This is a genomic window from Streptomyces sp. NPDC001502, from assembly GCF_042894785.1.
GTDB classification, from domain to species: Bacteria; Actinomycetota; Actinomycetes; order Streptomycetales; family Streptomycetaceae; genus Streptomyces; species Streptomyces kutzneri.
The window spans coordinates 508,856-529,924 of record NZ_JBIAVW010000001.1 but is presented as its reverse complement, the minus strand read 5'-3'; the positions used below and the strand labels follow the sequence as shown (position 1 = coordinate 529,924).

Here is a 21,069-nt window from a genome sequence, read left to right as displayed (position 1 = left end):
CAAGGGCGGCAAGGACAAGGCCGTGGTCGCGGCCGACGAGAAAGGGCTCGACTTTCCCCGGGCCTGGGTGGAGTTCCCCGACCCCGCCGACGACGAGCAGATCTTCCGTTGTGACCTGACCTGGCTGACCTCCCGCTGGACGTGCATCTTCGGCAGCGGCTGCCAGGGCATCCAGGCGGGCCGGGCCGACGACGGCTGCTGCACGCTCGGCGCGCACTTCTCCGACGAGGACGACGAGAAGCGCGTCGCGCAGCACGTGGCCCGGCTGACGCCCGAGCTGTGGCAGTTCCATGACGTCGGCAGCGAGAGCGGGTGGACGCAGCACGACGACGACGGGGAGAAGCAGACCCGCCGCTGGGACGGGGCGTGCATCTTCCTGAACCGGCCGGGGTTCCCCGCCGGGGCGGGCTGCTCGCTCCACATCCTCGCGGTGAAGGAGGGCCGGGAGCCGCTGGAGACCAAGCCCGACGTCTGCTGGCAGCTGCCGATCCGCCGGACGTACGAGTGGATCGACCGGCCGGACGACACGCGCGTGCTGCAGGTGTCGATCGGTGAGTACGACCGCCGCGGCTGGGGTCCGGGCGGCCACGACCTGCACTGGTGGTGCACGTCGGCCACCTCCGCGCACGGTGCCGGCGAGCCGGTGTACGTGTCGTACCGCCCCGAGCTGACGGAGCTGATGGGCAAGGAGGGTTACGACGAGCTCGTGAAGCTGTGCGAGGCGCGGCTGGCCTCGCTGCTGCCGATGGCCCCGCACCCCGCGGATCCTGTCTGACCGCAGGCCCTCTCAGGGCCCCGGCGAGGCCGACGGGGCCGGGTCCGGGGCGGGGGAAACCGTTCCGCCTGAGCCCTCCGTAGGGGTCGGCTCGGGCGTCGGGGACGGTGGGATCGTCGGCTCCGTCGGGGACGGCGGCGGGGTGGACGGCTGCGTCGGGTCCGCCGAAGGCGCCGGGGTCGCGGGCCGCGTCGGGTCCGGGGTGGGCGCGGGCGTCGCCGCGGGCCGGCCGCGGCCCTGGATGGAGACCACGGCGCCGCTCGGGTCGACCCCGACCCGGGCGGTCCAGGCGCCGATCGGCTGGCCCTCGGGGTCCACGGCGATCCGTAGGGTGACCGATTCTCCTGGGGCCAGCGTGCCCGCGGTCCGGCTCGCGCGCAGCCAGGGGGCGTCGGACCAGAGCCGCCAGTCCACGGGGGCGCCGCCGGAGGCGGTGAGGGTGAGCAGGGTGACGGCGCCCTGGGCGGACGCGGCCACGGTGAGGTGGCCGGCGCTGCCGGGGTGGTCGGGGGTCGCGGGCGGGCCGGTGCTGATGATCTCGACGGAGACGTCGGAGGTGGTGTCGCTCTGGGCGAAGCCGGGGCCGCTGGTGGTGGTGGCGGCGTTGCCGGCGTTCTCGTAGGCGGTCAGCGGGCGGCCGTCGGTCCGCGCGGCCGGGAGTTCGGACTCGCTGGCGGAGATACGGGTGGCGTCGCCGCCGGCGGGCTCGCCGGAGCCGGAGTCGCCGCGGTACGCCGCCCACAGGGCCAGGACCGGGGCGGCGACGACGGTGGCGACCACGGTGGTGGTCACCACCCGGGCGCGCAGCCGGTCCCGGCGGGCCGCGCGGTCCTTGGGGTCCATGGGGAAGCCGGTGCGGTCGAAGCGTGGGGCGGGCCCTCGGCCGCGGCCCCGGCCTGCGCGGAGCATCGCGGCGTGGACGGCGGTGCGAGGGGCGGGTACGAGGGGCAGCGCGGCGGTGTTGAGGCCGCCGGAGCCGGGCCAGGGGCCCGCGGCGCCCACGCGTTCGGCGACGCGGCGACATCGGGGGCAGTCGTCGACGTGGCGGACGAGCTCGGCGCGCAGGGTGCTGGAGAGCAGGACGTTGCCGTCGCCGTCGTCGCCGGTGAGCCGGGAGACGCTGGGGCAGTTGCCGGTCTCGACGACGGCGAGGGCGGCGCGGGTGCGTTCCACCTCGCAGGCGGCGCCGGAGAGCAGCTCGCGGGCGGCGGCCGCGGGGGTGCCGAGGACGGCGGCGAGTTCGGGGACGCCGAGGCGGTGGCGGACGGCGAGTTCGAGGGCCTCGCGCTGCTCGGGTGTGGTGCCGGCGGCTTCGGGCCAGGCGAGCCGGGCCAGTTCGGTACGGCGGTAGGCGCTCACGTCAAGCGGCCGGTGGGCGTCCGGGCCGCGGTCGGGTTGCGTGTCAGCACCCGGCGCACGGTCGCGCCCGGTGTGCTCCGGCGCACGCCGGGCGGAATGCGCTCCCTGGCGCGCGCGCCGCTGCTCGGCCAGCCGGTGCAGGCAGCCCCAGCGGGCGAGTGCGTAGAGCCAGGCGCGCCGGTCCCCCTCGTCGGGGCAGCGGCCGGGATGCCGCTCGGCCACGGCGAGGACGTCCCCGAGCACGTCGGTCGCGGTGTCGTGGTCGCACAGGACCGACAGGCAGTACGTGAACAGGCCGTCCAGGTAGGGCTCGTGCCGGAACGGCGGCGGCTGCTCGGCCTCGTGGGGCATGCGCCCGTGCGCCCGGTGTGCGCCGGTGCGCGCTGGGGAGTGTGCCTGGTTGCTGCTGTTCACCTGGCGACCGTAGGCGGCACGCCGGTGACGCCCTGGAAGCCTTCGCCACTTTTAGCCCTTACGGGTGAACAGATCGGTGAGGCGCTGACGCAGGCCCTGACGCGGTCGGACCGGCAGGTCCCGCTGCCGTGGGCCCGCGGGTCCCGCGAGGCCGGCGGGACCCACGCGCACCTCGCGCAGCAGAGCGCCGTCCTCCCCGTAGAACTCCACGGAGAAGGGGAGGCCGCGTGCGGAGAGCACGGCGGTGAGCGCGTCGAGCCGGCCGGCGTCCGCCTCGCCGTGGAGGAGGACGCCGGCGTCGACCGGTTCGATCTCCAGCCGGGCCAGCGGGCTCTCCACCTCGTACCCCTCCCGGGAGGAGGAACGCGAGCTCCAGCCCGCGCGGACGAAGAACGCGGCGAGGTCTGCGGCGGAGCGGCTGCCGGGGAAGAGCCCCGCCACATCCGCGACGGGCAGGCCGGTCACGTCGGCGTCGAAGGGGGATCCCTCGTCGGACAGGTCCATGGGGGCAACCCTCGCACCCCGCCGGCCGCGCCCCGCGACCAGCACCCCGGTCCGGCCTGTCGGTGCGGGCGGCTACCGTGAACGGCATGGCTGCCCGCACCGCTCGTTCATCCGCCAAGGACCGGCCGTCCTACCGCTGCACCGACTGCGGCTGGACGACCGCCAAGTGGCTCGGCCGCTGTCCCGAATGCCAGGCCTGGGGCACCGTGGAGGAGATGGGCGCGCCCGCCGTGCGGACCACCGCCGCCGGCCGGGTCTCGACCGCCGCGCTGCCGATCGCACAGGTCGACGGCCGGACCGCGACCGCCCGCAGCACCGGCGTGGACGAGCTGGACCGCGTCCTCGGCGGCGGGCTGGTGCCCGGCGCCGTCGTCCTGCTCGCCGGCGAGCCCGGTGTCGGCAAGTCGACCCTGCTGCTGGACGTCGCGGCGAAGGCGGCCAGCGACGAGCACCGCACGCTGTACGTGACGGGTGAGGAGTCGGCCAGCCAGGTGCGCCTGCGGGCCGACCGGATCAACGCCCTCAGCGATCACCTCTATCTCGCCGCCGAGACCGATCTGTCCGCCGTCCTCGGGCATCTCGACGCCGTGAAGCCCTCCCTGCTGATCCTGGACTCCGTACAGACCGTCGCCTCCCCCGAGATCGACGGCGCGCCCGGCGGCATGGCCCAGGTGCGCGAGGTGGCCGGAGCGCTGATCCGGGCCTCCAAGGAGCGCGGGATGTCCACCCTCCTCGTCGGCCACGTGACCAAGGACGGGGCCATCGCCGGTCCCCGTCTGCTGGAGCACCTCGTCGACGTGGTGCTGAGCTTCGAGGGCGACCGGCACGCCCGGCTGCGGCTGGTGCGCGGCATCAAGAACCGGTACGGAGCCACCGACGAGGTCGGCTGCTTCGAGCTGCACGACGAGGGGATCACCGGGCTCGCCGACCCGAGCGGGCTGTTCCTGACCCGGCGGGCCGAGGCCGTTCCGGGCACCTGCCTGACGGTGACTCTGGAGGGGAAGCGTCCGCTGGTCGCCGAGGTGCAGGCGCTGACCGTGGACTCCCAGATCCCCTCCCCCCGGCGCACGACCTCGGGCCTGGAGACCTCGCGCGTGTCGATGATGCTGGCGGTGCTGGAGCAGCGCGGCCGGATCACGGCGCTCGGCAAGCGCGACATCTACAGCGCCACCGTGGGCGGGGTGAAGCTGACCGAGCCGGCCGCCGACCTGGCGATCGCGCTCGCGCTGGCCTCCGCCGCCAGCGACGTCCCGCTGCCGAAGAACCTCGTCGCGATCGGTGAGGTCGGCCTGGCGGGCGAGGTGCGGCGGGTGACCGGTGTGCAGCGGCGGCTCGCCGAGGCGCACCGGCTGGGATTCACGCACGCGCTGGTCCCGGCGGATCCGGGGAAGGTGCCGACCGGGATGAAGGTCATCGAGGTGGCCGACATGGGCGACGCGCTACGGGTGTTGCCGCGCGGCCGCTCCCGTACGCCGGCCAGGGAGCGGTCCGCGGAGTAGCCGACGCGGGGGAACAACCAGGGGGAACAACCGGGGGACGATCCCCTGGTCAGGGGGTCCGTCGGGGGCCCGGGCGGGCCGTACCTGGCCAAGCCACGGCGGGGCCGTGGCGCGCGCCGGTAGACTTTGTGCTGGTCCGCCCGGCCGTACGCACGTCTTCGTGCCCGCGGCGCTGGGCGGCGCAACCCGCGACCGGAGGAGTGCAGTGGCAGCCAAGGACGGGGCAGCAGCATCCGGGAAGTCGGGCGCGAGCTCCAAGCAGGAGGCCATGATGCGCGCCTCGCTGAGCGCGGTCGCACCTGGTCAGCCGCTGCGTGACGGCTTGGAGCGGATCGTTCGCGGCAACACCGGCGGGCTCATCGTCCTCGGTATGGACAAGAGCGTCGAGGCCATGTGCACGGGCGGTTTCGTCCTGGATGTGGAGTTCACCGCGACCCGGCTGCGCGAGCTGTGCAAGCTCGACGGCGCGCTCATCCTCGACAAGGACCTCACCAAGATCCTGCGGGCCGGTGTGCAGCTGGTGCCGGACGCGTCGATCCACACGGAGGAGACGGGTACCCGGCACCGTACGGCCGACCGCGTCTCCAAGCAGTGCGGCTTCCCCGTGGTGTCGGTGTCCCAGTCGATGCGGCTGATCGCGCTGTACGTGGACGGGGAGCGGCGGGTCCTGGAGGAGTCCGGGGCGATCCTGTCGCGGGCGAACCAGGCGCTGGCCACGCTGGAGCGGTACAAGCTGCGCCTCGACGAGGTCGCGGGCACGCTGTCGGCGCTGGAGATCGAGGACCTGGTCACGGTCCGCGACGTGACGGCGGTCGCGCAGCGGCTGGAAATGGTCCGCCGGATCGCGACCGAGATCGCCGAGTACGTGGTCGAACTGGGCACGGACGGGCGACTGCTGTCGCTGCAGCTGGACGAGCTGACGGTCGGGATCGAGCAGGAGCGGGAGCTGGTCATCCGGGACTACGTGCCGGAGCCGACGGCGAAGCGTTCCCGCACGGTGGACGAGGCGCTGGCGGAGCTGGACGCGCTCACGCATCCGGAGCTGCTGGAGCTGGCGATCGTGGCGCGGGCGCTGGGATACACGGGCTCGCCGGAGACGCTGGACTCGGCGGTGTCGCCGCGCGGGTACCGGCTGCTGGCGAAGGTGCCGCGACTGCCGGGCGCGATCATCGAGCGGCTCGTGGAGCACTTCGGCGGGCTGCAGAAGCTGCTCGCCGCGAGCGTCGACGACCTGCAGACGGTGGACGGGGTGGGCGAGGCCCGTGCGCGGAGCGTCCGCGAGGGTCTGTCCCGTCTGGCGGAGTCGTCCATCCTGGAACGCTACGTCTAGTGCTGTGACCGGAAAGGTTTGCCGGTCACGGCACTAGCCGCCGCTGCCGGGGCTCGAACGCCGGCGGGGCTGGCATTCAGCCGCGCCGGCACGGATCCGATCAGTCCTGCTTGAGGACGAACGAGGTGCGGGCCACCGGCATGCCCGGGGCCTTGACCTCGACCACGTAGGTGTCGGGTGCCGCGGACCCCGCCGGGGGCGTCTGGCACTGGTCGGCCGCGCTGAACCTGCGGTCCCAGTCCAGCGACTGCTTCGTCTCGCCCTGTGCCGGGAGGCGGAAGAAGGCGTTGCCCGCGCCGGTCGGGCAGTCCGCCGAGGACCAGACCGCCTTGCTGCTGCTCGCCTGAAGGATGGTCAGGACGGCCTGCTTCGGGCCGAGGTCGATCTTGCAGGTGGTTCCGGAGGTGTTGCGGGCGACCAGTTCGAGGCGCGGCTTCTCGTTCGCCTCGTACTCGTTCTTCACGCTCTTGACCTCCCACTGCAGCGCTCCCGGCGCGCACGTGGGGAGCGGGGAGTCCGCCGGGACCGGGGCCGGGCCGCCCGCGGCGCCGCCGGAGCCGGAGCCGGAGCCGCCGTTCGAGCCCGTACCGCCGCCCGGTTCGCCGTTCTTGCCCGCGCCGCCCGTGTTGCCGCTTCCGGAGCCCGTGTTCCCGCCGCTGCCCGACTCGGGGCGCCCGCCGGGGGCCGCGCTGATCGCGGGGCCGGTGCCGGCCGGTCCCGGGGTGATCGAGGTGACGGGGTCGGGGCCGTCCTGGCCCTTTCCGTTCGTACTCGTCCTCCCGCCACCGGAACTGACGGTCCATACGGCGAGGAGCGCGAGGAGCGCGACGACGGAAGCCAGCACAGCCCTCCGTCGCCAGTAGATGGAGGAGGGGAGCGGCCCGACCGGATTGCGCAGAGATCCCACGGACGGAACTTTACGAGAGTTCGCGACCCGATCAGTGCCCCACATGCCGCGCAGAGGACTTGATTTGCCGATGATCATCCTGCGGGCGCAATCGGGGGCGCCGAGATCCGGCCAAAGGGGTTGCTGCGGAGATCGATCCGCCGTGAGTACGTTCGGTGAGCACGGGGCAGCTCCGGCCTCTACCCCGCCCTCACCCGTATCGCCCACCGGGCACCCTCATGGGCGCAATCGCCCGCCGTGATCCGGACGGCATACGGGCTCCTCCTCTCCGGGGTGCTCCTCGGGCCGCCCGGTGGCGCTCGCGCGGCCGGGGCGCCGCGCGGGCGGGTGACGGACCGGCCGTCGTCCCGTTCACCGGCCCTGTTCCGGCGCGCCGAGGGAGGGGAAACGTGCCAGGATGCCGTCTGCCATGACTGCATCTCCCGGTTCCTCCACGGCCGTATCCCCCGACTCCTCCCACGCGCTGCACTCCCCCGTCATCGCGTGGTTCGACGAGCACGCCCGCGACCTGCCCTGGCGCCGCCCCGAGGCCGGCCCCTGGGGGGTCATGGTCAGCGAGTTCATGCTCCAGCAGACGCCCGTCAGCCGGGTCCTGCCGGTCTACGAGCAGTGGCTCGCCCGGTGGCCCCGCCCTGCGGACCTGGCCACCGAGGCCCCCGGCGAAGCCGTACGGGCCTGGGGGCGGCTCGGCTACCCGCGCCGCGCGCTGCGGCTGCACGGGGCAGCCGTCGCGATAACGGACCGGCACGGGGGCGACGTACCGCGGGAGCACGCGCAGCTGCTGGCGCTGCCCGGGATCGGCGAGTACACGGCGGCGGCCGTGGCCTCCTTCGCGTACGGGCAGCGGCACGCCGTCCTCGACACCAACGTCCGGCGGGTCTTCGCGCGGACCGCGACCGGGGTCGAGTACCCGCCGAACGCGACGACCGCCGCCGAACGGCGCCTCGCGCGGGACCTGCTGCCCGAGGACGAGGCCACCGCGGCCCGCTGGGCGGCCGCCTCGATGGAGCTCGGGGCGCTGGTGTGCACCGCCAAGAGCCCGGACTGCGTGCGCTGTCCGGTGGCGGGGCTGTGCGCGTGGCGGCTCGCCGGGAAGCCGGCGCACGAGGGTCCGCCGCGGCGCGGGCAGACGTACGCCGGTACCGACCGGCAGGTGCGGGGCAAGCTCCTCGCCGTGCTCCGGGAGGCGGTGGGCGCGGTTCCGCAGGCGGTGCTCGACACGGTCTGGGACGAGCCGGTGCAGCGGGCCCGGGCGCTGGACGGGCTGGTGTCCGACGGGCTGGTGGAGCCCTTGGACGGGGGCTTCTACCGGCTCCCGCAGGCCCTCCCCCGGACCGTCCCGCAGGCCTGACCGAAACTGACTCCGAGATTCCGCTTATCGCCGGTAAACCCCAGCTCACGGGCGTTGTTACACAACCTATGGGTGTCCGTGCGCCCACCGAAGGCTGGCTCGCACAGGCCCGTGACAACCCCTCCGTACCTTCGAATCCGTAGGACACGGGGATGAGCGGTTGGACGGGTGGAGGCGGTCTGAGATGGCGCACGGCGAGGTACTCGGATTCGAGGAGTACGTACGCACTCGGCAGGACGCGCTGCTGCGCAGCGCCCGGCGCCTGGTACCGGACCCCACCGACGCCCAGGACCTCCTGCAGACCGCGCTCGTACGCACCTACGGCCGCTGGGACGGCATCGCCGACAAGTCCCTGGCCGACGCCTATCTGCGCCGGGTCATGATCAACACCCGCACCGAGTGGTGGCGCGCCCGCAAGCTCGAAGAGGTCCCCACCGAGCAGCTCCCCGACGCCTCCGTCGAGGACGGCTCCGACCAGCGCGCCGACCGCGCCCTCCTCATGGACATCCTCAAGGTTCTCGCGCCCAAGCAGCGCAGTGTGGTCGTGCTGCGACACTGGGAGCAGATGAGCACCGAGGAGACGGCCGCGGCGCTCGGAATGTCGGCGGGAACCGTGAAGAGCACTCTGCACCGCGCGCTGGCCCGCCTCCGGCAGGAGCTGGAGAGCCGGGATCTGGACATGCGTGCGCTGGAGCGCGGTGACCACACCATGCGGTACGAGGGGCGTGAGCGGTGCGCGGCCTGAACGGCCAAGGTTTGTCCGGAGGTTCTCTGGTGCTGATGTCGGCGGGGACGGTCGTCCTCGTCGGCACAGCCGTGTTCGCGGTCGGGTGCGCCACGGGCGGCACCGGCCTGCGCGACGGCGGCCCGGCCCGCACCGAGGCCGTGGCCAAGGCCACGCCGTCGGGGCCCGTCCCCGACGAGTCCGTCCCGCCCTCGTCCGGCCGGCCGCTGAAGAAGGTCGACCCCGTCGGGCTGCTGATGAAGGACCCCAAGGTCAGCACCGAGGTCAAACGGGACCTCAAGCCCTGCTCGGGCAAGGAGTACCCGGTGGACGTGAGCTACGGGAAGGTCACCGGCAGTCCCGTCGTGGACATCGTGGTGAACGTCCTGTCCTGCGCCGACGCCCTGGGCCGCGGAACGTACGTGTACCGGGCGGACGGAGACACGTACGAGAATGTGTTCTCGGACGAACAGCCACCCGTCTACGCGGAGATCGACCGGGGCGACCTGGTGGTCACGAAGCAGGTCTACGGAAAGAGCGACGCGCTCGCCTATCCGTCGGGCGAGGACGTGATCACGTACCGCTGGAACGGGGAGAAGTTCACCGAGCAGGACCGAGTTCACTCGGAGTACAGCAACGTGGTCGACGGCGGTGTCCAGCCCGCCCCGGTCACGAGTCAGAAGAACTGAGCACAGAAGAACCGAGGCGAGGCTCCCGCATGGCCGAGACCCATGTCCTGTTCGTGGAGGACGACGACGTCATCCGTGAGGCCACGACCCTGGCGCTGGAACGCGACGGGTTCGTGGTCACGGCCATGCCCGACGGCTTGTCCGGACTGGAGTCCTTCCGCGCGAACCGGCCCGACATCGCCCTGCTGGACGTGATGGTCCCGGGCATGGACGGCGTGAGCCTGTGCCGCCGCATCCGCGACGAGTCCACCGTCCCGGTGATCATGCTCTCCGCGCGCGCCGACTCCATCGACGTGGTGCTGGGTTTGGAGGCGGGCGCCGACGACTACGTCACCAAGCCCTTCGACGGATCCGTGCTCGTGGCCCGGATCCGCGCGGTGCTGCGCCGCTTCGACCACTCCGGCGGCCCGCAGAACGGCGGCGCGAACGGGGCCGACAACGGCTCGGACGCCGAGCGCGGGGTCCTCTCCTTCGGCGACCTGGAGGTGGACACCGAGGGCATGGAGGTCCGCCGGGCGGGCGCCGCCGTGGCCCTGACCCCGACCGAGATGCGGCTGCTGCTGGAGTTCTCCTCCGCACCCGGCACCGTGCTGTCGCGCGACCGCCTGCTGGAGCGGGTCTGGGACTACGACTGGGGCGGCGACACCCGCGTCGTGGACGTCCACGTCCAGCGGCTGCGTACCAAAATCGGACAGGACCGCATCGAAACGGTCCGGGGCTTCGGATACAAACTCAAGGCATGAGACGGTTCACCTTCCGCACGGGGATCCGCTGGAAGATCACCGTCGCCATCGCCTCCGTGGGCGTCCTCGTCACGATCGCACTGAGCCTGGTGGTGCACAGTGCTGCCCGCGTGTCGATGCTGGAGAGCGCCCGCGAGGTGCAGCTGGAGCGCGTGCAGTTCATCTCCCGCAATGCCGACGCGGGGCGCAAGCCGCCCATGGGGGCCAAGCTCAACGATCCCGAACTGCCCGCCGAACTGCGGCACAAGGCGCAGTCGGGCCGGCGCGGGACCTACGTCCAGGAGCGGCCGGGCGGGGGGATGCCCGAGGTGTGGGCCGCCGTACCGCTCGGGAACGGGACGGTGCTGTCGCTGCACACGCCGTTCCGGGAGAGCACCAATCTGCTCCCCGACCTGGACCGGGCCCTGCTCATCGGCGGGCTGTCCGCCGTGATCGGCGGCTCGGCGCTCGGCGTGCTCATCGGCGGGCAGATCTCGCGCCGGCTGCGCAAGGCCGCGGCCGCCTCGCAGCGGGTGGCGCACGGTGATCCCGACGTACGCGTCCGGGACGCGGTCGGCGGTGTCGTGCGGGACGAGACGGACGACCTGGCGCGGGCCGTGGACGCCATGGCGGACGCCCTCCAGCAGCGGCTGGAGGCCGAGCGGCGGGTGACCGCGGACATCGCGCACGAACTGCGGACCCCGGTGACGGGCCTGCTCACGGCGGCGGAACTGCTGCCTCCGGGACGGCCGACGGAGCTGGTGCGGGACCGGGCCCAGGCCCTGCGCGCGCTGGTGGAGGACGTGCTGGAGGTGGCCCGGCTGGACAGTGCGTCGGAGCGGGCGGAGCTCCAGGACGTGGCGCTGGGCGAGTTCGTGAGCCGGCGGGTGGCGTCGCTGATGCCGGAGGCGACCGTACGGGTCGTCGCGGACGAGATCGTCAGCACCGACCCGCGCCGCCTGGAGCGGATCCTGGGCAATCTGCTGGCCAACGCCGCGCGTTATGGGCAGGCGCCGATCCAGGTCGACGTCGAGGGCCGGGTCGTACGGGTCCGGGACCACGGGCCGGGCTTCCCCGAGGCACTGCTGCGCGAGGGGCCGAGCCGCTTCCGCACCGGGTCGACGGACCGCGCGGGTGTGGGGCACGGGCTGGGGCTGACCATCGCGGAGGGCCAGGCGCGGGTCCTGGGCGCCCGGCTGACGTTCCGTAACGTGGCCGCCCGGGGCGGCTCGGAGCGTGCGGGCGCGGCGGCGGGTGCGGTGGCGGTCCTGTGGCTGCCGGAGCACGCGCCGACGGCGACGGGCAGCTTCCCGATCCTCAAGCTGCCGCAGGGCTGAACCGGGGCGGGTGGGGCGGAGGGGTACCGGGCGGTATCCGCCCGGGGGTCCGTGACTTAGCATCCAGTGGCATGACCGACGGTACGAATCCCCCGAGCCACCCGCAGCCCGAGTCCGCCCCCGGGAGCGGCGGATACGGGTTCCCGCCGGGACCGCCCGCACAGGACGGCTACGGCTACCCGACCCCGTCCGGCGGCTACGGCTACGGCTACCCGCAGGCTGGGCAGCAGCCGAACCCGTACCAGCAGGACGCGGGGGGCGGCCAGTGGCCTCCGTCCCAGCAGGACGCGGGGGGCGACCAGTGGCCTCCGTCCCAGCCGGGCTTCACGAGGCTGGCCGGTCCGGACCTCCCCGGCGGCTCGCAGCAGCCGGACTGGGAGGCCATGGCCGACCGCTCCGCGGCCGAGCGGCGCAAGAAGCGGCTGTGGATGCTGGGCGGCGCGGTGACCGTACTCGCGCTGCTGGCCGGCGGCGGAACGTTCTTCCTGATGGGCGGCGACGAGGACGGACAGGACGCGCAGCCCTCGAATTCGGCCTCCGCCTCGCCCGAGCCGGAGGATGCCAAGGGGCCTGCCGCCTACACCGCGACCGTCGCGGGTGACGACACCCTGCTGCGCGACAGCTACGGCAGCATGGGGATCCGGCTCGGCCCCGACCTCAAGGTCGGCCCGCTGGGCAAGCGCTTCCAGGTCATAGGCAAGGGCAGCGGGAACTCGTGGGGGCAGTCCGCAGAGCCGGTCGTGGACGTGACCAAGAGCTTCACCGTCACGGCCCGCGCCTACAACTCCGCCGCCAAGGGCTCGCGGATCGTCATGAGCCAGGGCGACGGGGAGTCGTTCTCCTTCGAGCTGGGCGTGAACGAGGTGAACGGCAAGCAGGCCTGGATCTTCCGCGTGCAGACGGGCGACAAGGGTGCCGCGGCCACCACGCGGACGGTCACCGCCGAGGGGCTCCAGATGGTGAAGACGCCCACGCTGCTGATGGCCACCTACGACGCCGAGAAGAAGGCCATCGCGCTCTACGTGGACGGCAAGAAGGCCGGCGAGACCCCGGTGCCGCCGATCTGGCAGGCCCCCGGTCCGCTCCAGCTCGGCCGGTCGAAGCACCACAACATCTGGACCGGTCCGTGGCAGGGCGCCCTGCACAGCGTCAAGACCTACGACATGGCCTTCACGGCGGAGCAGGCCGCCGCGTACAAGGAGGGGAAGCTCGACCCATCGCCGAAGCCGACCCATGCCTGGCTGCTCACCTGATCGGTGAGCAGGGCGGGTCGGCCGGTACGACGGGTACTGCGGGTACTGCGGGTACTGCGGGTACTGCGGTCGGGACGGGTCAGACGGTGACGCCGTTGGTGCGCAGGAAGGCGACCGGGTTGACGGCCGAGCCGTAGTTCGGGGTGGTGCGGATCTCGAAGTGCAGGTGCGGGCCGCTGGAGTTGCCGGTGTTGCCCGACAGGGCGATCCGCTGCGAGGCGTTGACCTTCTGGCCGATCTTGACCTGGATCTTCGAGAGGTGCGCGTACTGCGAGTACGTGGCGTTGGCGTGCTTGATCACGATGGCGTTGCCGTACGCGGGGCCGTCGCCGCCGCCGTTCGGGCCCGCCTTGACGACGACGCCGGCGGCCGCGGCCTTGACCGGGGTGCCGACCGGGGCGGCGAAGTCCTGGCCGGAGTGCTTGTGGGACCACATGTTGCCGCCCTTGCCGAAGGTCGCGGACAGCGTGTACTTCTCCAGCGGCTTGTCCCAGAGACCGGTCTTCGAGGAGCCCGCTGCACCGGCGGCGCCGGCTGCCTTGGCGGTGACGGCGGCCTGCGGGGCGTCTGCGAACGCGGCGGTCGTGCCCGCCCCGAGGGCCAGCACCGCACCGAGAGCGGTGGTGCCGACAGCGATACGGGTACGACGGGTGTAGACGCGCTTCGCGAACATGTGCAGACCTCCGGGGCCGGGGACAAGGGGGGTTTCACACCTGTAAGAGGCATGAAGTGACCCGGCACGATCGAGCGAGTGCCGGGCTGGCTCATCTTTGGTAACCCGCGCCCCGGGACTTCCCCAAATGTCCCGATTACTAGCGGAACTCGTAGCGGCGCCCGTGTGACGCGCCCCGTTGACGGCTCTCTCCAGGGGCGAAGCTCCCGCAGCAGAGCCTTTTTGATCTACGAAACGACCTAGTACGTCCGATTTGTCCTGTGCGGCTTGTCACCGGCCGCCCCAGAGAACCCAGGGCGGTCTGAGGCCCAGGTCACTAGGCTCCGGGGTCGTGGACGCATCGGTGGTGGGGATCCGGCTGGCCTCGGGGGTCGTGGCACCCCTCGTCAGGAAGCTCTTCCGGCAGGAGGGGGCGGGCGCGGGGCTGGTGGACCGGCCGCACCGCATCTCCTCCTATGTGGCGTGGCGCGAGAAACGCGGTCTCGACTCCGCCGACCTGCGCAAGCTCGCCGACCACCTGGTGAAGGAGGCGTTAAGGGCCCCTGGGGAACGCCCCCTGCCCCCGGGCGAGGAGGCGGGCGTGTCCGCCGCGCTCGCCGCCACCCTGCACGCGCTGGGCGACCTCGCCCTCTCCGACGTGGAGGCCGTCCGCCTCGGCCCGCATGCCTTCGCCCGGAAGCTCCGGGCCGTCGGCCCGTATCCCGGTCTCTCCCGGGACGCCGAGCTCTTCCACTCCCGCCTGGTGGACCTGGCCTGCCTGCACATCCTAAACTTCTTCACCCAGCGCTCCACCTTCGTGGCGGCGACCCTGGTCGAACAAAGTCGGCTGCACGCCGAGACCATCGCCAAGGTCGACGAGCTGCTGACCCGCCTGCCCCGCCAGGACGGCCGGGACACCGCCTTCGAGACCCGCTACCTGGACTATCTGGCCCGGCGCCACAGCACCCTCACCATCTTCGGCCTGGACCTGGCCCCCGGCTCCGCCCGCTGGCCGCTGGACGCGGCCTACGTGAGCCTGGAGGTCTCCACCGCCCCCGGAGCCGGGGCCACGACCACGGCCGGGACCGGCAAGCACCCCGCCCCCTACGCCCCGCCCGCCGACCGGCTCCTCGACGAACACCACCGCGTCCTGCTGCGCGGCGAGGCCGGATCCGGCAAGACCACCCTGATCCAGTGGCTGGCCGTCTCCGCCGCCCGGGATCACGCCGACGGGCTCGTCCCCTACGTCCTGCCCCTGCGCACCCTCACCCGGCACGGCGAGCGGCTCCCCGCACCCCGCGATTTCCTCTCCGGCACCCCGCTGGCCGGGGAGGCCCCCGAGGGCTGGGAGGGCCGGGTCCTGCGCGACGGGCGCGCCCTGCTGCTGGTGGACGGCATCGACGAGATCCCGGAGGCCGAGCGGGACCGCGCCCGGGACTGGCTGGCCGACCTGATCACCGCCTACCCCGGCAACCGCTGGCTGGTGACCTCACGGCCCTCGGCGGTCCGGCAGGACTGGCTGGCCGACGTGGACTTCTCCGAGGTGACGCTGGCGCCGATGAGCCATGCGAACGTACGGGCCTTCATCGAGCGCTGGCACGCGGCCGCGGACCATGCCCCGGCGGAGTACCGGGAGCAGCTGCTGGACTCCGTCGCCAGGAAGCCGGACCTGGCCCGGCTCGCCACCAATCCGCTGCTGTGCGGCCTGATCTGCGCGCTGCACCGGGAGCGCCGGGGCTTCCTCCCCTCGGGCCGCAAGGAGCTGTACGCCGCCGCGCTGTCGATGCTGCTGGACCGCCGCGACCGCGAGCGGGGGGTGCGCCTGCCGTACCTGGCCGAGGAGCCCCAGCTCCAGCTGCTCCAGCGGCTCGCGTACTGGCTGATCCGCAACGGCCGCACGGAGATGGACCGCTCCCGGGCCGAGGCGCTGATCGCGGACGCGCTGCCCGCCGTACCGGCCGCCGGCGCCCTCGGCGACGCACGGGCCGTCTCCGCGCACTTCCTGGAGCGCACCGGCCTGCTGCGGGCACCGACGGAGGACACGGTCCAGTTCGTCCACCGCACCTTCCAGGACTTCCTGGGGGCCCGGGCGGCCCTGGACGAGGGCAGCCTCGGCGAGCTGACCGGCCACGCGGACGACGACCAGTGGGAGGACGTCATCCGCATGGCCGTCGCCCAGGGCCGCCCCCGCGAGCGCACCGAGATCATCCGGGGCCTGCTGGCCCGCGACTCGCAGCGGTCGGTCCTGCTCGCCCTGGCCTGCCTGGGGTACGCGGCCGAGCTCGATCCCGCACTGCGCGCGGAGGTCGAGTCGCAGGCGGGCCGGCTGATCCCGCCCACCAGCGTGGGCACGGCGCGCGAGCTGGGCCGCATCGGGCCGCTGGTTCTGGAACTGCTCCCGCCGCCGGAGCGGGCCCCCGCCGGTCCGGCGGCCCTGCACACGGTCCAGGCCGCGGGCGGGGTGCTGTCGGACCTCGCGATCCCCTTCCTCGTCGGCTACACCAACCACCCCTCCTACGAGGTCCGCGCGGAGCTGGCCAGGCTCTGGCCGCGCTTCGAAACCCGCCGGTACGCCGCGGAGGTCATCTCCCTGCTCCCCGCGGACCAGAACGTGACGGTCGTGTCGGACGAGGAGCTGGCCGCCCTGGCCGAGTTCTCGCCCCGCCGGGACCTGAACGTGGTCGGTGAGGTGACGGGCGAGGCCCTCACTGCATATCTGGGCGCGGTCCGGGCCCAGTACCTCGCCCTGCGCGGCAACGGCCTGCTCACCGACCTCGGCTTCCTGAAGGGCCAGGACGCGCTGCTCGCCATCGAGATCTCCCACTGCACGGGGATCCGGGACCTGGAAGGGCTGGTGGGGCTGCCGGTCCGGTCGGCCGTGCTCGACCTGCGCGGCCACGTCCTCCCCATCGGCCCCGTCCTCGCCGGCTGGACCTCCCTGCGCGGCCTCGTGCTCCGCGGCACCCACGCCAACTGGTCGCTGGACCGGTTCGCCCCCCGCGTCGAGCTGGACAGCGTGAACATCTACTCGGTGACGCCCGAGGCGGCCGGACCCGTCGGTCTGTCCCGCCACCTCGGGCTCCGGTCCGTCGCCCTCGGGAGGTGCTGGGCCCCGCGGGACCCGGCCGAGTGGCAGCAGCTCGCCCTGCTCACGAAGCTGAGCGAGCTCGCCGTACCGGACCTGGCCCTCGGTCTCCTCCCGGACGGCCTGCGCATGCCCTCGGTGGAGCAGCTCCACGTGCCCCGGAGCGCGGGCCTGGGTCCGGAGATCACCCGCCGGCTGCCCACGGTCTTCCCCGGCCTGAGGACCCTGTCCGGGGATTTCGACGAGTCGGCCGTCGGCGCGCTGCCCCCGCACATCCGGGTGACCCGTTCGTAAGGGATGTCCGGAAGGGATGTCCGGCCGGAAAAGGGGCGGCCCCGGGACTTTTCAGTCCCGGGGCCGCCCCTTTGGCACTCAGCCGCGCTTACGCGCCCTTCGACAGGTCCGGGCCGGAGCCCGTGGCCTCGATCGGGGGGAGGTCGGGCAGCGCCGACTTCTCCTCGCCGCGGAAGGTGAACTTGGCGTCCTCGCCCTCACCCTCCTTGCCGACGACCACGATCTGACCGGGACGCAGCTCGCCGAAGAGGATCTTCTCCGACAGCATGTCCTCGATCTCGCGCTGGATGGTCCGGCGCAGCGGCCGGGCACCCATGATCGGGTCGTAGCCGCGCTTGGCGAGCAGGAGCTTCGCGTCACCGCTCAGCTCGATGCCCATGTCGCGGTCCTTGAGGCGCTCGTCGACCTTGGCGATCATGAGGTCGACGATCTGGATGATGTCTTCCTCCGTGAGCTGGTGGAAGACGACCGTGTCGTCGACACGGTTGAGGAACTCGGGCCGGAAGTGCTGCTTGAGCTCTTCGTTGACCTTCGCCTTCATCCGGTCGTATCCGGTCTTGGTGTCGCCCTGGGCGGCGAAGCCCAGGTTGAAGCCCTTCGAGATGTCCCGGGTACCCAGGTTGGTCGTCATGATGATGACCGTGTTCTTGAAGTCCACGACCCGGCCCTGGGAGTCGGTCAGGCGACCGTCCTCCAGGATCTGGAGAAGGGAATTGAAGATATCCGGGTGGGCCTTCTCGACCTCGTCGAAGAGGACGACGGAGAACGGCTTCCGGCGCACCTTCTCGGTGAGCTGGCCGCCCTCTTCGTAGCCCACGTAGCCGGGGGGCGAACCGAAGAGACGGGAAACCGTGTGCTTCTCGCTGAACTCCGACATGTCGAGGGAGATCAGCGCGTCCTCGTCGCCGAAGAGGAATTCGGCGAGCGTCTTGGAGAGCTCGGTCTTACCGACACCGGACGGACCGGCGAAGATGAACGAGCCACCCGGGCGCTTCGGGTCCTTCAGACCCGCACGGGTACGGCGGATCGCCTGGGAGAGCGCCTTGATGGCGTCCTTCTGGCCGATGACCCGACGGTGGAGCTCGTCCTCCATGCGGAGCAGTCGCGAGGACTCCTCCTCGGTGAGCTTGAAGACGGGAATGCCGGTCGCGGTCGCGAGGACTTCGGCGATGAGCTCGCCGTCGACCTCGGCGACGACGTCCATGTCGCCGGCCTTCCATTCCTTCTCGCGCTTGGTCTTCGCCGCCAGCAGCTGCTTCTCCTTGTCACGGAGAGACGCCGCCTTCTCGAAGTCCTGGGAGTCGATGGCCGACTCCTTGTCGCGGCGCACGCCCGCGATCTTCTCGTCGAACTCGCGGAGGTCCGGCGGCGCGGTCATCCGGCGGATGCGCATCCGGGAGCCGGCCTCGTCGATCAGGTCGATCGCCTTGTCCGGGAGGAAGCGGTCCGAGATGTACCGGTCCGCCAGCGTCGCCGCCTGGACGAGGGCCTCGTCCGTGATGGAGACGCGGTGGTGGGCCTCGTAGCGGTCGCGCAGGCCCTTGAGGATCTCGATCGTGTGGGGGAGGGAAGGCTCCGCCACCTGGATCGGCTGGAAGCGGCGCTCAAGGGCCGCGTCCTTCTCAAGGTGCTTGCGGTACTCGTCGAGCGTCGTGGCACCGATGGTCTGGAGCTCACCACGGGCCAGCATGGGCTTCAGGATGCTGGCGGCGTCGATCGCGCCCTCGGCGGCGCCCGCACCCACGAGGGTGTGGAGCTCGTCGATGAACAGGATGATGTCGCCGCGGGTGCGGATCTCCTTGAGCACCTTCTTCAGGCGCTCCTCGAAGTCACCGCGGTAACGGGAACCCGCGACCAGGGCGCCGAGGTCAAGCGTGTAGAGGTGCTTGTCCTTCAGCGTCTCGGGAACCTCGCCCTTGACGATCGCCTGGGCCAGGCCCTCGACGACGGCGGTCTTGCCGACGCCGGGCTCGCCGATGAGGACCGGGTTGTTCTTCGTACGGCGGGACAGCACCTGCATGACCCGCTCGATCTCCTTCTCGCGCCCGATGACCGGGTCGAGCTTGGATTCGCGGGCCGCCTGGGTGAGGTTGCGGCCGAACTGGTCCAGGACGAGCGAGGTCGAGGGCGTGCCCTCGGCCGGCCCGCCGGCCGTGGCCGACTCCTTGCCTCCACCGGTGTAGCCGGAGAGCAGCTGGATGACCTGCTGCCGGACTCGGTTGAGATCGGCGCCCAGCTTCACGAGGACCTGGGCGGCGACGCCCTCGCCCTCGCGGATCAGGCCGAGCAGGATGTGCTCGGTGCCGATGTAGTTGTGGCCGAGCTGGAGGGCCTCTCGGAGCGAAAGCTCCAGGACCTTCTTCGCCCGCGGGGTGAAGGGGATGTGGCCGGACGGGGCCTGCTGCCCCTGACCGATGATCTCCTCAACCTGCTGGCGAACAGCCTCGAGCGAAATCCCGAGGCTCTCCAGGGCCTTAGCGGCGACACCCTCACCCTCGTGGATCAAGCCCAGGAGGATGTGCTCGGTGCCGATGTAGTTGTGGTTGAGCATCCGGGCTTCTTCCTGAGCCAGGACGACAACCCGCCGCGCGCGGTCGGTGAACCTCTCGAACATCGTTTATCGCTCCTCAGAGCGGTCGGGCAGTTCGGGGTCGGTCCCCGCCCTGTCCTTCCGCATGCTAGTCCCGCGGGGCGGGACAGCTCATTCCAACTGCCGACATCCGTCCGCGGCTCACCCCTGCATCAGCGGGAAAACCGGCTTGAAGAGCCGACAACTGCTCCAACTCGATGGTGCGAGACGATGTTCCCGCAGGCCAGGCAGATACCCGTCATGCGTGTACGCCGACGGCGAACGGATGCCCGTCAAATCAGCGTGTCGCCCCGATCCACTAGGAATGTCTTACCCGTAAGGACTGACACTCCATGCCGGTACCACCGGTTCCCTCAGCTAAGGGCGAACACAGTTGCGTCCCGAATGCGGACTCCGGACTCCACGGACGTTTACGTTCCGCATGGTGGCGAGTGCGGTGTGTCACATCGAGCGTAACCCCGGGGCGTTTCGGAAGTTGCTCCGGACATGGCCGTAACCCTCCCGCCGCTCGCCCCGCCGACCGTGCCGTCGCCCCGCCCGGCGCCCGAGGAGGACGCGTACGCCTCCTGGTACGGGAGAGCGCTCGGCTGGAGCGTCGTGGGCGGGCCGCCCGCCCAGCTCGCGACCGGGGTCCGGTTCGACGTGCTGGAGCTGCCGTCCGACGCGGGGGCCGCGCTGCTGCGCAGGCCGGTCGCCACGGGCCCGGTGGCCCTGATGGGGCGCCGGATGCGGTTCCTGGTGGCCGCGGGGAGCGCAGAGGAGCTCGACGGGCTGCTCGACTGGCTGGAGTGGGGCGGGGTCGCCCTCGATCTCGCCGCCCTGGGTGCGGGTGGCCGGATCACCGCCCCGGTGCCGCCGGGGCATCGCGTACGGGACGGGAGTCCCCGGGGGGCCGCCGTGTGGCTACGGCCCCCCGAGCAGGGGTGCGAAGCACTTCTGCCTGCCCTGTCCGCTCCCGGACAGGGCGCCGGTCCCGGGCGGGTGAGCGCCGGGCCCGATCTCGTGCGCCTGGTCTCCGCGGCGGCGACGGAATGCCACCGCGCGCGGCTCCGGCGCCGCACGCCCCTGCGGAGCGCCGTGGCCGGGCCTCCCTCGCGGGCCGGCCGGGTCAGTCCCTGACGGGTCAGCCCCGGTTCTCGTAGGCGTCGCGGATCTCCTGCGGAACGCGACCGCGGTCGTTGACGCTCATGCCCTGGGACTTCGCCCAGGCGCGGATCTCTGCGGTGTCCGGGTTGCCGGACGCCGCGGCCGTACGGCCCTTGGCGCGACCGGTGGACGCGCGGCCACCGGTACGGCGGCCGCCCTTGGTGTACGGGTCGAGCAGACCGCGGAGCTTTTCAGCGTTGGCGGTGGTGAGGTCGATCTCGTAGGTCTTGCCATCCAGAGCGAACGTCACCGTCTCGTCCGCCTCGCCACCGTCGAGGTCGTCGACAAGAAGGACCTGAACCTTCTGTGCCACCGGGATTTCCTTTCATCGAAAAGCAGTACGCGGAAAGGAAACCGCTTTTGCCTGGAAAACACAAACCCCCGGGGAGAGGTTCGAGACCGCAACAGGGCGGGAAACGTGCGCGATTCGGACATAGG

17 protein-coding genes are annotated in these 21,069 nt (G+C 72.2%); 11 read left to right on the top strand and 6 right to left on the bottom strand.

Translation table 11 applies throughout. The features are described 5' to 3' along the window. Positions 1-22 precede the first annotated feature (22 nt). Positions 23-775 (top strand): hypothetical protein, encoded by a 753-nt coding sequence (locus ACFY0D_RS02485; protein WP_390796578.1) that lies wholly within the window; start codon positions 23-25, stop codon positions 773-775. 12 nt (positions 776-787) lie between these two features. Here ACFY0D_RS02485 and ACFY0D_RS02480 read toward each other — a convergent pair whose 3' ends face one another. Together ACFY0D_RS02480 and ACFY0D_RS02475 are read right to left on the bottom strand one after the other, a co-directional pair. After that, positions 788-2,548, bottom strand: a complete 1,761-nt coding sequence (locus tag ACFY0D_RS02480; protein ID WP_390796548.1) for a hypothetical protein — start codon at positions 2,546-2,548, stop codon at positions 788-790. A gap of 51 nt (positions 2,549-2,599) precedes the next feature. After that, the gene (locus ACFY0D_RS02475; RefSeq protein WP_390796547.1) at positions 2,600-3,052 is read right to left on the bottom strand and encodes a hypothetical protein; all 453 of its coding nucleotides are present in this window, start codon (positions 3,050-3,052) and stop codon (positions 2,600-2,602) included. Positions 3,053-3,138: 86 nt separating this feature from the next. Here ACFY0D_RS02475 and radA point away from each other — a divergent pair, with 86 nt between their 5' ends. Further along, complete coding sequence (gene radA / locus ACFY0D_RS02470) at positions 3,139-4,551, top strand: DNA repair protein RadA (protein ID WP_390796546.1); 1,413 nt, start codon at positions 3,139-3,141, stop codon at positions 4,549-4,551. Positions 4,552-4,756: 205 nt separating this feature from the next. After that, a complete protein-coding gene (disA, locus tag ACFY0D_RS02465; protein ID WP_390796545.1) occupies positions 4,757-5,881 on the top strand; it encodes a DNA integrity scanning diadenylate cyclase DisA in 1,125 nt (374 codons plus the stop codon). A gap of 100 nt (positions 5,882-5,981) precedes the next feature. Here the strand turns inward: disA and ACFY0D_RS02460 are convergent, their stop codons facing one another. Then, a complete protein-coding gene (locus tag ACFY0D_RS02460; protein ID WP_390796544.1) occupies positions 5,982-6,788 on the bottom strand; it encodes a hypothetical protein in 807 nt (268 codons plus the stop codon). A 409-nt stretch (positions 6,789-7,197) separates the two neighbouring features. Here ACFY0D_RS02460 and ACFY0D_RS02455 point away from each other — a divergent pair, with 409 nt between their 5' ends. The 6 genes from ACFY0D_RS02455 (at position 7,198) to ACFY0D_RS02430 (ending at position 12,864) form a co-directional block, all read left to right on the top strand. Next, a complete protein-coding gene (locus ACFY0D_RS02455; protein ID WP_390796543.1) occupies positions 7,198-8,139 on the top strand; it encodes an A/G-specific adenine glycosylase in 942 nt (313 codons plus the stop codon). Between the two features lie 184 nt (positions 8,140-8,323). Then, positions 8,324-8,884, top strand: a complete 561-nt coding sequence (locus tag ACFY0D_RS02450; protein ID WP_030010715.1) for a SigE family RNA polymerase sigma factor — start codon at positions 8,324-8,326, stop codon at positions 8,882-8,884. Between the two features lie 35 nt (positions 8,885-8,919). Continuing rightward, entirely contained in the window at positions 8,920-9,552 is a 633-nt protein-coding gene (locus tag ACFY0D_RS02445) for a hypothetical protein (RefSeq protein WP_390796577.1), read from the top strand. Positions 9,553-9,581: 29 nt separating this feature from the next. Further along, positions 9,582-10,295, top strand: coding sequence for a two-component system response regulator CseB (cseB, locus tag ACFY0D_RS02440; RefSeq protein ID WP_351148376.1), 714 nt, complete (start codon positions 9,582-9,584; stop codon positions 10,293-10,295). Continuing rightward, positions 10,292-11,611 carry a two-component system sensor histidine kinase CseC gene (gene cseC / locus ACFY0D_RS02435; protein WP_390796542.1) on the top strand — a complete coding sequence of 440 codons (1,320 nt, stop codon included), beginning with the start codon at positions 10,292-10,294 and terminating at the stop codon, positions 11,609-11,611. Before cseB ends, cseC begins: the two co-directional genes overlap by 4 nt. 71 nt (positions 11,612-11,682) lie before the next feature. Beyond that, positions 11,683-12,864 (top strand): LamG-like jellyroll fold domain-containing protein, encoded by a 1,182-nt coding sequence (locus ACFY0D_RS02430; protein ID WP_390796541.1) that lies wholly within the window; start codon positions 11,683-11,685, stop codon positions 12,862-12,864. 79 nt (positions 12,865-12,943) lie between these two features. Here ACFY0D_RS02430 and ACFY0D_RS02425 read toward each other — a convergent pair whose 3' ends face one another. After that, positions 12,944-13,537 (bottom strand): M23 family metallopeptidase, encoded by a 594-nt coding sequence (locus tag ACFY0D_RS02425; RefSeq protein ID WP_390796540.1) that lies wholly within the window; start codon positions 13,535-13,537, stop codon positions 12,944-12,946. 331 nt (positions 13,538-13,868) lie between these two features. Between ACFY0D_RS02425 and ACFY0D_RS02420 the strand changes: the two genes are divergently transcribed. Continuing rightward, a complete protein-coding gene (locus tag ACFY0D_RS02420) occupies positions 13,869-16,895 on the top strand; it encodes an NACHT domain-containing protein (protein ID WP_390796539.1) in 3,027 nt (1,008 codons plus the stop codon). Between the two features lie 88 nt (positions 16,896-16,983). On the opposite strand, the gene ACFY0D_RS02415 is transcribed toward ACFY0D_RS02420, so the two are convergent. After that, the gene (locus ACFY0D_RS02415; RefSeq protein ID WP_030727078.1) at positions 16,984-19,509 is read right to left on the bottom strand and encodes an ATP-dependent Clp protease ATP-binding subunit; all 2,526 of its coding nucleotides are present in this window, start codon (positions 19,507-19,509) and stop codon (positions 16,984-16,986) included. A gap of 462 nt (positions 19,510-19,971) precedes the next feature. On the opposite strand from ACFY0D_RS02415, the gene ACFY0D_RS02410 reads away from it, so the two are divergent. Beyond that, on the top strand, positions 19,972-20,604 hold the full coding sequence (locus ACFY0D_RS02410) for an SCO3374 family protein (protein WP_390796538.1): 633 nt from the start codon (positions 19,972-19,974) through the stop codon (positions 20,602-20,604). 4 nt (positions 20,605-20,608) lie between these two features. On the opposite strand, the gene ACFY0D_RS02405 is transcribed toward ACFY0D_RS02410, so the two are convergent. Continuing rightward, the gene (locus ACFY0D_RS02405) at positions 20,609-20,944 is read right to left on the bottom strand and encodes an Lsr2 family protein (protein WP_351148357.1); all 336 of its coding nucleotides are present in this window, start codon (positions 20,942-20,944) and stop codon (positions 20,609-20,611) included. Between the last annotated feature and the right edge of the window lie 125 nt (positions 20,945-21,069).